This window comes from Variovorax sp. GW821-FHT09B05 (assembly GCF_059418265.1).
Genome location: NZ_JBWKPN010000005.1, coordinates 60,854 through 74,487 on the forward strand (window position 1 = coordinate 60,854; position 13,634 = coordinate 74,487).

Annotated in this window: 14 protein-coding genes; 5 read left to right on the forward strand and 9 right to left on the reverse strand. The window is 70.6% G+C overall.

Annotated features, from left to right (window positions below):
- Window positions 1-7: 7 nt before the first annotated feature.
- The 6 genes from AC07RM_RS14610 to AC07RM_RS14635 all read right to left on the reverse strand — a co-directional run bounded on the left by AC07RM_RS14610 (window position 8) and on the right by AC07RM_RS14635 (window position 5,642).
- Entirely contained in the window at window positions 8-322 is a 315-nt protein-coding gene (locus tag AC07RM_RS14610; RefSeq protein WP_495335017.1) for a YciI family protein, read from the reverse strand.
- A gap of 35 nt (window positions 323-357) precedes the next feature.
- A complete protein-coding gene (locus tag AC07RM_RS14615; protein WP_398493691.1) occupies window positions 358-1,350 on the reverse strand; it encodes a tripartite tricarboxylate transporter substrate binding protein in 993 nt (330 codons plus the stop codon).
- A 103-nt stretch (window positions 1,351-1,453) separates the two neighbouring features.
- Window positions 1,454-2,527 (reverse strand): phospholipase, encoded by a 1,074-nt coding sequence (locus AC07RM_RS14620; protein ID WP_495335018.1) that lies wholly within the window; start codon window positions 2,525-2,527, stop codon window positions 1,454-1,456.
- Complete coding sequence (locus AC07RM_RS14625; protein ID WP_209541562.1) at window positions 2,524-2,937, reverse strand: type II toxin-antitoxin system VapC family toxin; 414 nt, start codon at window positions 2,935-2,937, stop codon at window positions 2,524-2,526. Before AC07RM_RS14625 ends, AC07RM_RS14620 begins: the two co-directional genes overlap by 4 nt.
- Before the next feature lie 13 nt (window positions 2,938-2,950).
- Entirely contained in the window at window positions 2,951-3,208 is a 258-nt protein-coding gene (locus AC07RM_RS14630) for a type II toxin-antitoxin system Phd/YefM family antitoxin (RefSeq protein ID WP_203201016.1), read from the reverse strand.
- 64 nt (window positions 3,209-3,272) lie between these two features.
- Complete coding sequence (locus AC07RM_RS14635; protein WP_495335019.1) at window positions 3,273-5,642, reverse strand: Tex family protein; 2,370 nt, start codon at window positions 5,640-5,642, stop codon at window positions 3,273-3,275.
- 143 nt (window positions 5,643-5,785) lie between these two features.
- Here AC07RM_RS14635 and AC07RM_RS14640 point away from each other — a divergent pair, with 143 nt between their 5' ends.
- The 4 genes from AC07RM_RS14640 (at window position 5,786) to AC07RM_RS14655 (ending at window position 8,841) form a co-directional block, all read left to right on the forward strand.
- Window positions 5,786-6,316, forward strand: a complete 531-nt coding sequence (locus AC07RM_RS14640; RefSeq protein ID WP_495335020.1) for a hypothetical protein — start codon at window positions 5,786-5,788, stop codon at window positions 6,314-6,316.
- A gap of 65 nt (window positions 6,317-6,381) precedes the next feature.
- The gene (locus tag AC07RM_RS14645) at window positions 6,382-6,759 is read left to right on the forward strand and encodes a GIY-YIG nuclease family protein (protein WP_398493682.1); all 378 of its coding nucleotides are present in this window, start codon (window positions 6,382-6,384) and stop codon (window positions 6,757-6,759) included.
- 103 nt (window positions 6,760-6,862) lie between these two features.
- Window positions 6,863-7,432, forward strand: coding sequence for a DUF2239 family protein (locus tag AC07RM_RS14650; protein ID WP_495335022.1), 570 nt, complete (start codon window positions 6,863-6,865; stop codon window positions 7,430-7,432).
- A complete protein-coding gene (locus AC07RM_RS14655; RefSeq protein ID WP_208508021.1) occupies window positions 7,429-8,841 on the forward strand; it encodes an MATE family efflux transporter in 1,413 nt (470 codons plus the stop codon). Before AC07RM_RS14650 ends, AC07RM_RS14655 begins: the two co-directional genes overlap by 4 nt.
- A 3-nt stretch (window positions 8,842-8,844) precedes the next feature.
- Here the strand turns inward: AC07RM_RS14655 and AC07RM_RS14660 are convergent, their stop codons facing one another.
- From AC07RM_RS14660 to AC07RM_RS14670, 3 genes are all read right to left on the reverse strand, one after another.
- Window positions 8,845-9,321 (reverse strand): VOC family protein, encoded by a 477-nt coding sequence (locus tag AC07RM_RS14660; protein WP_495335023.1) that lies wholly within the window; start codon window positions 9,319-9,321, stop codon window positions 8,845-8,847.
- 85 nt (window positions 9,322-9,406) lie between these two features.
- Window positions 9,407-10,810, reverse strand: coding sequence for a sensor histidine kinase (locus AC07RM_RS14665; RefSeq protein ID WP_495335024.1), 1,404 nt, complete (start codon window positions 10,808-10,810; stop codon window positions 9,407-9,409).
- Window positions 10,807-11,463, reverse strand: a complete 657-nt coding sequence (locus AC07RM_RS14670) for a response regulator (RefSeq protein ID WP_093342454.1) — start codon at window positions 11,461-11,463, stop codon at window positions 10,807-10,809. The genes AC07RM_RS14665 and AC07RM_RS14670 overlap by 4 nt, the downstream gene beginning before the upstream one ends.
- A 118-nt stretch (window positions 11,464-11,581) precedes the next feature.
- Between AC07RM_RS14670 and AC07RM_RS14675 the strand changes: the two genes are divergently transcribed.
- Entirely contained in the window at window positions 11,582-13,633 is a 2,052-nt protein-coding gene (locus tag AC07RM_RS14675; protein ID WP_495335025.1) for a S9 family peptidase, read from the forward strand.
- The last annotated feature ends 1 nt before the right edge of the window (window position 13,634 follow it).

The following is a 13,634-nucleotide window of genomic DNA, read 5'->3' on the forward strand; positions in this document are numbered from 1 at the left end:
TGATGCCTCAAGCCGCTCGGGCGGACGGCGCAGCGAACCAGTCCTCGGCCCAAGATTGGCGCTTCACCGGCTGGAACTCGCTGAAGGCGAAGCGCGCGAGCTGTTCGCGGCTGAACGGGTCGTCGAGAAAGAAGGCCTGCAACTGTTCGAGCGACTCCGCGCGCGCCAGCATGAAGCCGCCGGTGGCCGGCACCTTCGGGCCCGAGCACAACAGCAGGCCGGCGTCGTAGCCCAACTGCAGGTAGGCGCGATGCGCGGGCACGAATTCCTGGATGCGTGCCAGGGGCACGAGGTAGTCGATCTCGACGATGAAGTGCTTCATGAACGGCGGGCAAGCACCCGCCGTGCCAGCGATGGCTACTCCGCCTTCACGCCCGCGGTGCGGATCACCGCGCCCCACTTCGCGGTCTCCGACGCGATGAAGGCATCGAACTCCTCGGGCGTGCCGCCCGCCGGAAAGGTGCCCATCGCATCGAGCTTCGCGCGCGTCTCGTCGCTCTTGATGATGCGCGCCACCTCGTCCGACATGCGCTTGACGATCTCGCGCGGCGTGCCCGCCGGCGCGAGCATGCCGGCCCAGGTGCTGCCGGTGAAGCCCGCGAAGCCCTGCTCGATGAAGGTCGGCACGTCCGGCACCGCGGGCAGCCGCTTGTCGCCCGCCACGCCGATCAGCCGGATCTTGCCGGCCTTGGCCTGGTTGATGAGCCCGGTGGGCGCATCGAAGAAGAGCTGGATCTGCCCGCCCATCAGGTCGGTCAGCGCCGGCACCGCGCCGCGGTACGGGATGTGGATCATGTAGGTCTTCGTGAGCGACTTCCACAGCTCGGTCGTGAGGTGCGCGGCCGAGCCGTTGCCCGACGAGCCGAAGCTCACCTTGCCGGGGTTGGCGCGCGCGTAGTCGATCAGTTCGCGCGCGGTCTTGAACGGCGCATCGAGGTTGACCGCCGCGAGCAGCGGCGACACGCCCATCAGCGACACGCCCGCGAGGTCCTTGCGCGGGTCGTAGGGCAGCTTCGGATAGAGCGAGGTGTTGGCCGCGTAGGCCGCGATCACCACGCCGAAGGTGCTGCCGTCGGGCGCGGCCTTGGCGACCGCATCGACGCCGATCAGGCTGTTGGCACCGGGCTTGTTGTCGATCAGCACCGGCTGGCCCAGCCGCGTCTGCAGCCCGATCTGCACCAGCCGCGCCATCTGGTCGGTGAAGCCGCCGGGCGTGTAGGGCACGACGATGCGGATCGGCTTGTTGGGCCAGGCGCTCTGCGCGAGCACCGGCAGGCCGAGCGTGGCTGCGGCACCGGCGGTGGAGGTGGCAATGGCGAAGCGGCGGCGCGACATCAGGGCGTGGGGCATCGGGAATGGTCTCCTGCTTGTTATGCGCCGTCCGGGGCGGACGGCATGCGGGCCATTCTCGAAGCGCGGGCCGCGTGCCCGTTCAGGGTTTGCCCGGCGCCGCTCAGAGCGGCAGGATCTCGGCCGCGCTGCCGCGCGCCAGCCATTCCTGCAGTTCGTCCGACAGCCGCTCGGCCTCGCGCGTGGCCCGGGTCCAGGCCGCGATGCGCGCCTGCGCGTCGTTCTGGAAATGGATGAAGTCCTTGCGATCGGGCAGCTTGCCGTTGGGCAGTGTCTTCACCCAGTCGGGATCGGGCGCGAGCACCACCATGCGGTCGAGGAAGCCCGTGGACTTGTGGCGCCAGCGCAGCCCCTTGTCGAGCCAGCCCGGCACCACCGCGCGCTGGAAGTGCGGATACAGCACCAGGCCGTCGTCGACCGGCTGATAGTCGAGGTGCAGGTGGTAGTCGGTGATGCCGCCATCCCAGTAGGCGCCGCGCGGCGCGCCCGGGATGTCGTGCACCGCGGCCAGCAGGAACGGGATCGAGCACGAGGCCTGCAGCACCAGGTTGAAGTTGTCCTCGCGCAGCGCATGCTGGCGGGTGCGGAAGTCGCGCGTGCCGAAGGGCAGCTCGGCGCCGGGCGTGGAGAACACGCAGCGCTCGAGCCAGGCGCCGAGCGTCTTGCGGTGCACGCTGTTCGAGGCGAAGGCGCCGAGGTAGCCGACCGGCGTGCGCGCCCTGCCCTCGCGCCCGAGGATGTGGCGCCCGCGCGAGGTGACCACGTGCAGCCGGTAGCGCGGATGCGCGAGCACCTCGCCGATGCGCCCGCCATAGAAGGCCTGCAGGCTCTCGGCGAAGCGTTCGCTCAGCTGGTGCGGGCTCAGCCGCTTCTGCCCCGGCGGCACCTCGAACTGCTGGCGCACATAGTCGTGCTCGAAGCGCCCGAAGGCCGCGACCGGATCGCCGAGGCAGGCCGTGGCCAGTCGCCAGGCGCCGATCGATGCGCCCACCAAGTGGACCGGCTGGCTGGACTGCGTGAGCCATTGGCCGAAGACGAATCGATCGATCGGCCCGAGGATCAGCCCCTTGGGACCACCGGCCGCGCCGGGGATGGTGCGCACATCCTGCGGCCGCAGGCCCTGGACCTCGATGTGCCGGCGCGCGGCGGGGCCGGCGTAGATGCGCAGGGCCTTCATGGCTTGCCGTGCTCGAAGGGATTGAGCAGCGCGACGCCGAAGTTCGCGAAGTCGGCGACGTTGCGGGTCACCACGGTCAATGAATGCTGCCTGGCGGTGGCCGCGATCATGGCGTCTTCGTACAGCGTGTTGGAGCTGCGATGCATGAGCTTGGCCCAAAGCCTGAAGGTGTCCGCATCCATCGGCAGGACGTTGTAGGAACCCGCGACCAGCGCGGCCCACTGCTCGATCTCGTCGGCCTTGGCCGCGTCCTGCTCGCGCGTGAGTTCGATCCCGGCCTGGATCTCTCCGAGCGTCACCGCCGACAGATGCAATTCGCTGTCCGCGATGGCAGTGAGCCACGCGATGACCGCGCCGTGCGGGCGCGGCTTGCGGAGTTCCGAAATGACGTTGGTGTCGAGCAGGTACATACGGCCCTCGTCCTCAGCGCAGCGGCGTGACCTTGCGCCTGCGGGCGGCGCCGCGCTCCGGCACCAGGAATTCGGTGCGTGCCTCGGGGGCCAGCAGCAGCTCCTTGAGCGAAGGACGAGCCGTCGCGTGCAAGCGCCGCCACTCGGCGGCCGGCACCAGCACGGCCGCCTCGGCACCGCGCTTCGTCACCATCTGGGGCCCCTCGGCCAGACAGGCTTCGAGGAACTCGCTGAAACGCGCCTTGGCGTCCTGTACCGGCCAGCTTTTCATGGGAAACCACCAATCAGACTAGTTAGATGACTAGTTTAACAGATGGCTTCACCATCGGCTTCGCCTACTTGCGCAACCCCTGCAACTTCGCAAACGCATTCGCCATCTGCCCCGAAGGCTGCGGCGTGTTGTCGCGGCGCGGCTGCTGGCCGCGGCCGGCGCCTTCGAAGCGGTTGTCGCGCGGGCCGTCGCGGCGCGCGGGGGCGGCGTCGAGCTTCATCGACAGGCCGATGCGCTTGCGCGCGACGTCGACCTCCATCACCTTCACCTTGACGATGTCGCCGGTCTTCACGACTTCGCGCGCGTCGTTGACGAACTTGTGGCTCAGCTGGCTCACGTGGACCAGGCCGTCCTGGTGCACGCCGAGGTCGATGAAGGCACCGAACTGGGCGACGTTGCTCACGGTGCCCTCGAGGATCATGCCCTCCTGCAGGTCGGCGATGTCCTCCACGCCGTCGTTGAAGCGCGCCACCTTGAAGTCGGGGCGCGGGTCGCGGCCGGGCTTCTCGAGTTCGCCGAGGATGTCCTTGACGGTGATGACGCCGAACTTCTCGTTGGCGAACAGCTCGGGCTTGAGCGTCTTGAGCATGTCGGCACGGCCCATCAGCTCGGCGATCGGCTTGCCTGTCTTGACGATGATCTGCTCGACCAGCGGATAGGTCTCGGGATGCACGCCGGTGACGTCGAGCGGATCGGTGCCGCCGCGGATGCGCAGGAAGCCCGCGCTCTGCTCGAAGGCCTTGGGGCCGAAGCCCGTGACCTCGAGCAGCTGCTTGCGGGTGCCGAAGGCGCCGTTGGCATCGCGCCAGCGCACCACGGCCTTGGCCACGGCCGAGGACAGGCCCGAGACGCGGCTCAAGAGCGGCACGCTCGCGGTGTTGAGGTCCACGCCCACCGAGTTCACGCAGTCCTCGACCACGGCCTGCAGGGTGCGCGCGAGCTCGCTCTGGTTCACGTCGTGCTGGTACTGGCCCACGCCGATGCTCTTGGGGTCGATCTTCACGAGCTCGGCCAGCGGGTCCTGCAGCCGGCGCGCGATGGAGGCGGCACCGCGCAGGCTGACGTCGACGTCGGGCATCTCCAGGGCCGCGAATTCGCTGGCCGAGTAGACCGAGGCACCGGCCTCGCTGACCACCACCTTGTCGACCTTCATCTCGGGCGCGCCAGCCTGGGCGGCCATCTTCGCGAGCAGCTTGATCAGGTCGGCCGCGAGCTTGTCGGTCTCGCGGCTGGCGGTGCCGTTGCCGATCGCGATCAGGTTCACGCCGTGCTTGGCGCAGAGCTTGCCGAGGGTGTGCAGCGAGCCTTCCCAGTCCTTGCGCGGCTCGTGCGGGAACACGGTCGCGGTCTCGACCAGCTTGCCGGTGGCATCGACCACCGCCACCTTCACGCCGGTGCGGATGCCAGGGTCCAGGCCCATCACCACGCGCGGGCCGGCCGGCGCGGCCAGCAGCAGGTCGCGCAGGTTGTCGGCGAAGACCTTGATCGCGACCTTCTCGGCGTCCTCGCGCAGGCGCGTGAACAGGTCGCGTTCGGTCGACAGCGCGAGCTTCACGCGCCAGGTCCAGGCCACGCACTTGCGCAGCAGGTCGTCGGCCGGGCGGCCGGCATGGCTCCAGCCCAGGTGCAGCGCGATGCGGCCTTCGGCGACGCTGGGCTTGCCCGGCTCGGGCTCCACCGGCAGCACCAGCTTGGCGTCGAGGATGTCGAGCGCGCGGCCGCGGAACACGGCCAGCGCGCGGTGCGAGGGCACGCGGCCGATCGGCTCGTCGTAGTCGAAATAGTCGCGGAACTTGGCGACGTCGGCGTTGTTCTCGTCCTTGCCGCTCATCAGGCTGGACTTGAGCAGGCCCTCGTTCCAGAGCCATTCGCGCAGGCGCTGCACCAGCACGGCGTCCTCGGCCCAGCGTTCCGAGAGGATGTCGCGCACGCCGTCGAGCACGGCGGGCACGGTCGAGAAATCGGGGCCGGGCTTGCCGTCGTCGAGCGTGGTGGCGGGCTGCAGGAAGGCCTTGGCCTCCACGGCGGGATCGAGCGTGGGGTCGGCCAGCAGCTTGTCGGCCAGCGGCTCGATGCCGAACTCGCGCGCGATCTGACCCTTGGTGCGGCGCTTCTGCTTGAACGGCAGGTACAGGTCTTCGAGCTCCTGCTTGGTCGGCGCGAGTTCGATCGCGGCGCGCAGTTCGGGCGTGAGCTTGCCCTGCTCGTCGATGGCCTTGACCACCGCGGCGCGGCGGTCATCGAGTTCGCGCAGGTAGCTCAGGCGCGCCTCGAGCTCGCGCAGCTGGGTGTCGTCGAGGCCGTCGGTGGCTTCCTTGCGGTAGCGCGCGATGAATGGAACCGTGGCGCCCCCGTCGAGCAGTTCGACGGCGGCCTTCACCTGATGCTCGCCCACCTTGATTTCGGCGGCGAGCTGGCGAATGATTTTCTGCATTGCTGAGTGGCGTCCCTGTCGCTGCGACCGGCCGGCCGGTCGCGTTGGTCGAATGAAGCGCGCGAGTTTGCCATAGTGAAAATGGCGTCCGGCCATCCGGCGCGGACACTTGTCCGACCGCTCCACGCCCCCACCTCCCCACCGTGCAACCACCCTCCTCCCCTGGCCCGCGCCGGCCGCCGTCCCGCTTCGGGAAGTTGTTACGGACGGTGTTCGCCGTGCTGCTGGTGCCCTTGCTGCTGTTCGAGGAATGGGGCTGGGAACCGCTGGCCGCGCTCGCGGCGCGGCTGGCCCGGCTGCCGCTGTGGGCGCGCGCCGAAGCCTGGCTGCGCGGCCTGCCGCCCTGGGGCGCGCTGCTGGCCTTCCTGCTGCCGGTGCTGCTGCTGTTGCCGGTCAAGGTGCTGGCGCTGTTCCTGTTCAGCCATGGCCACGCGGGCAGCGGCGTGGCGGTGCTGGTCGCGGCCAAGCTGGCCGGCACCGCGGTGGTGGCGCGGATCTTCCAGCTCGTCGAGGGCACGCTGATGCGCATCCCGCTGTTCGCGCGCTGGTATCCGCGCTGGAAAGCCTGGAAGGACCGGGTGCTGGATTTCGTGCGACAGAGCCGGCCCTGGCGGCTGGTGCATGCCTTCAACCGGCGCGCGCTGCGGGCCTGGCGGCGCTTGCGCAGGGTTTGACGCGCGCGCCTATTTTTACCCGGGTAGATTGATTCAATCAATTTAACCCGGGTAAAATTGGCGCCATGACACTTTCCCAGGAATCACGGCGCGCCCTCACCCGGCAGTACAAGGACAGCACGCTCCCCGCCGGCGTGTTCGCGATCCGCAACCTGAAGACGGGGCGGGTGTTCGCCGCGGCCGCGCTCGACATCGTGGGCGCGATGAACCGCCAGCGCTTCGAACTGAACCTGCGCAGCCACCGCAACAAGGCGCTGCAGCAGGACTGGATCGCGCTGGGCGCCGAGGCCTTCGCCTTCGAGGAGCTGGCGCGCGTGAAGGAGCGCGACGATCCGGCCTTCGACCGCGCGGCCGAGCTCGAGGCGCTGTTCGAGCTCTGGGCCGAGGAGTCCGGCTGCCACGGCGCGCAGGGCTACAACGGCCCGGCGCGCCCGAGCGCCTAGGCCCTCGCCGGTGCCCGCCGCCCCTCTCGCCTTCCTCCTTCGCCGGGCGCAAGAAAAGTCAGGCTTTCTTCATTGCCCCCGGGTAAATTACCGCTCCGCCTCCATGACCCTCGAGACCTCTTCCCTCCCGGCCTGCGCCGATCCCGCGTCCACCCTGACCGCCTTCGCCGGCTTCCACCGCATTGCACGCGGCTCGCGCGCCGAGCTGGTCGCCGCGCTGCGCGCGCGCACCGACGACACGCCGTACCTGGTGTTCGATGACCGCAGCGGCGCGCAGATCGACCTCGACCTGCGCGAACCACCGGCGCCGGCCGGCGAGCCGCCGCGCGGCGTCGGCCGCCCCAAGCTCGGCGTGGTGGCGCGCGAAGTCACGCTGCTGCCGCGCCAGTGGGAGTGGCTGGGCCGCCAGCCCGGCGGCGCCTCGGTCGCGCTGCGCCGGCTGATCGACGAGGCACGCCGCGTCAACGCAGGACGCGATGCCGCACGCGCGGCGCGGGAAGCCACCTACGGCGTGATGACCGTGCTGGCCGGCAACCTGCCCGGTTTCGAGGAAGCCATGCGCGCCCTGTTCGCGCTCGAGCGCGATCGCTTCGAGCAACACATTTCGACCTGGCCCGAGGACCTGCGGGCCCACCTCCAAGAACTCTCCAGCGCGAGCTGGACCCACGAATGAACGCCAAGACAGACACAGCCCCCAACCCGAGCGGCCTCCAGGGCACGCCCGTGGCACCCGTGGGCGCGCCGCGCGCCCTGTGGAAGACCTTCCTGTTCTTCCTCGCCCCCATGCTCTTGAGCAACATCCTGCAGTCGCTGTCGGGCACGCTCAACAACATCTACATCGGCCAGATGATCGGCGTGACCGCGCTGGCCGCGGTCTCGAGCTTCTTCCCGGTGTTCTTCTTCTTCATCGCCTTCGTGATCGGCCTGGGCGCCGGCGCCTCGGTGCTGATCGGCCAGGCCTGGGGCGCGCGCGACGTCGCCCGCGCCAAGGCGGTGGCCGGCACCACGCTGAGCGTGGGCATCCTGATGGGCCTGGTGATCGCGGTGTTCGGCGGCGCCTTCACCACGCCGCTGCTGGCGGCGCTGGGCACGCCGCCCGACGTGCTGGCCGAGGCCACGCGCTATGCGCGGATCATGCTGATCGCGATGCCCGGCGTGTTCGTGTTCCTGATCTCGACCGCGATGCTGCGCGGCGTGGGCGACACCGTCACGCCGCTGCTCACGCTGCTGATCTCCACCACCATCGGCATGCTCGTCACGCCGGCCCTGATCCGCGGCTGGGGCGGCCTGCCGCAGCTGGGCGTGACCAGCGGCGCCTGGGGTTCGGTGCTCTCGTTCCTGGTGGCGACCCTGTGGCTGGGCTGGCGGCTGCGCCAGCGCAACAGCCCGCTCGCGCCCGACGCGGCCTTCCTGCGCAGCATGCGCATCGATCCGCAACTGCTCAAGACCGTGCTCAAGGTCGGCGTGCCCACGGGCGTGCAGATGATCGTGGTGGCGCTGGCCGAGGTGGTGCTGCTGTCGCTGGTCAACGGCTACGGCTCGAGCGCCACGGCCGCCTACGGCGCGGTCAACCAGGTGGTGGCCTACGTGCAGTTCCCGGCCATCTCGATCGCGATCACGGCCTCGATCCTCGGCGCGCAGGCCATCGGTGCCGGCCGCGCCGACCGCCTCGGCGCCATCGCGCGCACGGCACTGATGATGAACCTGCTGCTCACCGGCGGCCTGGTGCTGCTGGGCTACCTGTTCTCGCGGCCGCTGATGGGCTTCTTCATCACCAGCGCGCCGGTGATCGAGATCGCCCAGGAGCTGCTGCACATCATGCTGTGGAGCCTGGTGATCTTCGGCATGGCCTCGGCGCTGTCGGGGATCATGCGCGCCAGCGGCTCGGTGCTGGTGCCCACGCTGATCTCGATCGCCTGCCTGCTCGGGCTCGAGGTGCCGGTGGCCTGGTTCATGAGCCACCGCATCGGCCTCGACGGCATCTGGTATGCCTACCCGGTGACCTTCGGCGCGATGCTGCTGCTGCAGACCGCGTACTACCAGCTGGTGTGGCGCAAGAAGGCGATCAAGCGGCTGGTGTAGCGATCAAGCGCCGTCGAAGGCCTTCTTCACGGTGGCGATGTCGAGCTTGACCATCTTCATCATCGCCTCCATCGCGCGCTTGGCCTTGGCCGGATCCTTGTCCTGGAACATCCGGATGATCTCGTCGGGCGCGACCTGCCACGAGACGCCGAAGCGGTCGGTGAGCCAGCCGCACTGCACCGGCTGGCCGCCGCCCTCGAGCAGCCTGTCCCAGTAGCGGTCGACCTCGGCCTGGGTCTCGCACCGCACGTACATCGAGATGGCCGGGGTGAACTTGTACTCGGGGCCGCCGTTGAGCACCATGAACGCCTGGCCATCGAGCTCGAAGGTGGCGGTGAGCAGCGAGCCCTTCTTGGCCGGGTTGACGTCGCCCCACAGCAGGGTGTCGGTCACGCGCGAGTTCGGGAAGATCGCGCTGTAGAACTTCAATGCCTCCTCGCCATTGCCGTCGAACCAGAGGCAGGGAACGATCCTTTGCATGGGTATCTCCTTGGAGCTTGATTGATGAACCTGCAAGTTCAGTATCGAAGCTGCGCGCGGCCCCTGTCAACCCGGGCGATGCCCTTCAGCCGTAAGTGTTCGTGCGGCCCGCAAGCGGCAGCCGGACGCTGAAACCCACGCCGCGCCCCGGCGCCAGGCCGTCGACGATGGCGACCTCGCCGCCCATGCGGTGCACCGCCTGTTTCACGATCGCGAGGCCCAGGCCCGAGCCCGGCGTCTCGTGCGCGCCCTCGCCGCGGTGGAAGCGCTCGAACACCCGCTCGCGCTCGGCCGCGGGAATGCCGGGCCCGTCGTCGGCCACCAGCAGCGCGAGGCAGCCCTCCTCCACCCCCAGCGTCATCGCCACCTGCGCGCCGTCGGGCACATGGCGGATCGCGTTGTGCAGCAGGTTCTCGAGCACCGACTGCAGCGCCGGCACATCGACCTCGGCCTGCAGGCTGTCGGGCGCCTCGAGCGCCAGCTCGATGCCGCGCGCCATGGCCTGCGGCGCCGCCTGCGCGAGCAGCCCGCGCGCGAACTGCGCCACGTCGACGTGCTTCGGCGCCGAGGGCTGCGCATCGTCGAGCAGCGCCAGGTCGAGCAGCTGCTGCGTGAGATGCGAGGCGCGCGCGATCGCCTGCTCCAGATGCAGTTGCGCGCGCTCGCGCTCGGCGGCATCGGCCGCGCCCGCCAGCGCATGGGCCTGCGCGGCGATCACCGCCATCGGCGTGCGCAGCTCGTGCGCCGCGTCGTGCACGAAGGCGCGCTCCTGCGTGAGCTTGTCGCGCAGCTGGCGCAGCATGCGTTCGAGCGCCGAGGTCAGCGGCTTGAGCTCGGCCTGGGGCGGGTCGTAGCCGATCGGCGACAGGTCGCTGCTGCCGCGCCGCGCGATCAGGTCGGCCAGCCGCTGCAGCGGCCGCAGCCCGAGCCGCACCGCCAGCCACACCGGCAGCAGCACGATCGGGAAGGCCAGCAGCAGGTAGGGCAGCAGGCGCGTGGCGTTGCGCTCGAGCACCCACCAGCCCGTGATGCGCGGCTCGGCGAGCTGCAGCCGCCAGCGGCCGGCCTCGGTGCCGTGGACCCAGTACGAGACGCCATCGAAATCGCGCTCGATCACCTGCGGCGCCGGCGCGTCGAGCACGCGGTCGCCGAGCGAGGCCGTGCGGTAGAGCACCATGCCATCGTCGCGCCGGCGCAGTTCCATCCACACGCTGCCGCCCGGATTGCCGCTGATGCGCAGGGTCCTGAACTGGGTCGCGGTGGAACGCATCACGCCCACCGCCTGCGCGTCGCTGTCGACCTCGCGCAGCGAGGCGCTCATCGCGCGGCCCAGCTTCTTCAGCCCCTGGTCGACCGCGAGCGCCTGGCGGAACTCGACGTAGAAGTAGGCCAGCAGCATCAGCCAGACGCCGACGAAGGCGATCAGCATCGCGGCCAGCACGCGCCGCCCGATGCTCGGGCCGGGCCATCCGAATGACAGGCGGCTCATGGCGTCAACATGTAGCCCACGCCGCGCACCGTGTGCACGCGCGTGGCGCCGATCTTGCGCCGCAGGTTCGACACGTGGACCTCGACCGCCGCGAAGTCCAGCGGCTCGCCCAGCGGTTCCAGCCGCTGCGCGAGCACGCCCTTGGCGACCACCGCGCCGGGCTCGCGCGCCAGCTCGAGCAGCAGCCTGAACTCGCGCGGCGACAGCTCGAGCGCGCTGCCCGCCAGCGTGGCCTGGTGGCGCCGCGGCGCGATCGAAAGCGGCCCCAGCGTCCAGACCTCGCTGGCCTGGCGCGCCGAGCGCCGCAGCACCGCGCGGATGCGCGAGATCAGCTCGGCGGTGGCGAAGGGCTTGATGACGAAGTCGTCGGCGCCGCCGTCGAGGCCGGCCAGCCGGTCCTCGACCGCCGAGCGGGCGGTGATCACGATCACCGGCACCGTGCCGCCCTCGCCGCGCCATCGTGCCAGCAGCTCGAAGCCGTTGCCGTCGGGCAGCGAGAGGTCGAGCAGCACGCAGTCGAACACGGCCGCGTCGGGCACGCGCGGCGCGTCGCGGGCGCGGCGCAGCCACTCGCTCGTGAGGCCGTCCACCTTGAGCGCGGCCTGCAGCGCGCGGCCCAGGTCGAGGTCGTCTTCGATCAGCAGGATGTGCACGCGGCGATTGTGCGCGCGCGTACCTTGGGCCCAGCCAAAGACGGGGCGCGCCATCTTTGGCTTCGCCCAAGGTCGGGCTTCGCACAATCGATGGCCACCGTCTCCAGGAACCGGAACCATGCGCCGCGACTTTCGCCCCACCGCCCTGCTCGCCCTGGCCTGCGCCGCCGGCGCCTTGCTGCTGTCAGGCTGCGCTACCGCGCCCACCCATCCGGCGCTGGCCCAGGCCAGCCAGGACCGCACGCTGCCGCCGCTGGTGCCGATGCGCCGCTTCGTCGCCAACATCGACACGATCGGCGGCCACGTGCTGTCGCCCGATGGCCGCAAGCTGCTGTGGGTGCAGACCGTCGGCACCGACGTGGGCCTGGCCGTGTGCGACAGCGCCGACGCGGCCACGGTGCAGTCGGCCAGCACGCGCAGCTTCGCCACCGGCACGCTGGCGAACGCGTCCGCCTACGCCTGGCTGCCCGACAGCCGCCACATCGCCTACCTCAAGGACGCGAGCGGCGACGAGAACACGCAGATCTTCGTGCTCGACAGCCAGTCGCCCGAGGCCCGGCCCTGGGCCGTCACGCCCTGGCCCGGCGTGCGCTCGGCCGGCGTCATCGGCGGCGCGCCCGGCAGCCCGAACTTCTTCTTCACGAGCAACCGCAACGACCGCACCAGCCTCGACCTGTTCGAGGCCGACCCGCGCACCCGCAGCGTGCGCGAGGTGGCGCGCGGCGAGCCCGGCAGCCGCGTGGTCGCCTGGTATGTCGACACCCGGCGCGAGCTGGCCGCGCGCATGCGCCAGCTCGGCAGCGTCGACGGCTCCGACCTGCTGATGGAACTGCGCCAGGCCGACGGCAGCTGGCGCCCCTTCAAGACCATCGAGGCCTTCGACGCCTATGCGCCGCTGCGCATCGACCGCGCCGGCGGCCGGCTCTGGGCGCTCGGCAACATCGGGCGCGACAAGCTGGCGCTGGTCGAGGCCGACCTGGCCACCGGCGCCGAGAAGGTGCTGGCCGAGGATGCGCAGGTCGACCTCGGGGCCGTCTACTTCCCGCCGAACGAGGGCGCGCCGCAGGCCTGGACCTCCGAGCCCGGCCGCCCGCGCATCCGCTACCTCGACGCCACGCTCGACGCGGAGGTGACCGCCGCCATGAAGCTTGCGCGCGAGCGCGGCTGGCTCGCCACCGACCCCGTCATCGCGCGCCCGCAGAGCAGCACGCTCGACCAGCGGCGCATGGTGCTGCGCGCCGTCACCGAGACCGGCGCGGTCGAACTGCTGCTCGACCGCGACAGCCAGGCGCTGGCACGCCTCACCCCGCCGCCGCGCGAGAACGGCGACGACTTCTTCTCGTCGACCGAGCCCTTCGCGTTCAAGGCCTCCGACGGCCTGCAGGTCCACGGCTACCTCGCGCGCCCGCGCGGCGTGCAGGGCCCGGCGCCGCTGGTGATCAGCATCCATGGCGGCCCGTGGACGCGCGACAGCTGGCTGCCCGCGGGCTTCAACACCGTGCAGATGCTCACCAACCGCGGCTATGCGGTGCTGCAGGTCAACTACCGCGGCTCGAGCGGCTACGGCCGCGCCTTCATGATGGCCGGCGCGGGCCAGACCAGCGGCCGGCTGCAGCAGGACATCGCCGAGGCCGCGCAATGGGCCATCGACCAGGGCGTGGCCGATCCGCGGCGCATGGCGGTGCTGGGCGCCAGCTTCGGCGGCTTCTCGGTGCTCTCGCAGCTGATCCGCAAGCCGCACGACTACCGCTGCGGCATCGACATCGTCGGCGTGGCCAACTGGCCGCGCGTGATCGAGAACTGGCCGCCGTTCTGGCGCAACCGCCACTACTTCGCGCGCTTCTTCGGCGACGTGAACCAGCCCGAGGAGCGCGCGCGCATGCTGCGCGATTCGCCGGTGTCGCAGCTCGACCGGATCGAGGCGCCGCTCCTGGTGATCCACGGCGCCAACGACGTGCGCGTGCTGCGCCAGGATTCGGACGACGTGGTGGCCGAACTGCGCCGGCTCGGCCGGCCGGTGGACTTCCTGAGCTTTCCCGACGAGGGCCACAGCGTGCGCAAGTGGCGCAACCGGCTCGCGCTGTGGCGCAAGGTCGAGGACACGCTGGCCGGCTGCCTCGGCGGGCGCAGCAACGGCTTCGACTTCTACGAGCTGATGCCGCGCTCCTGAG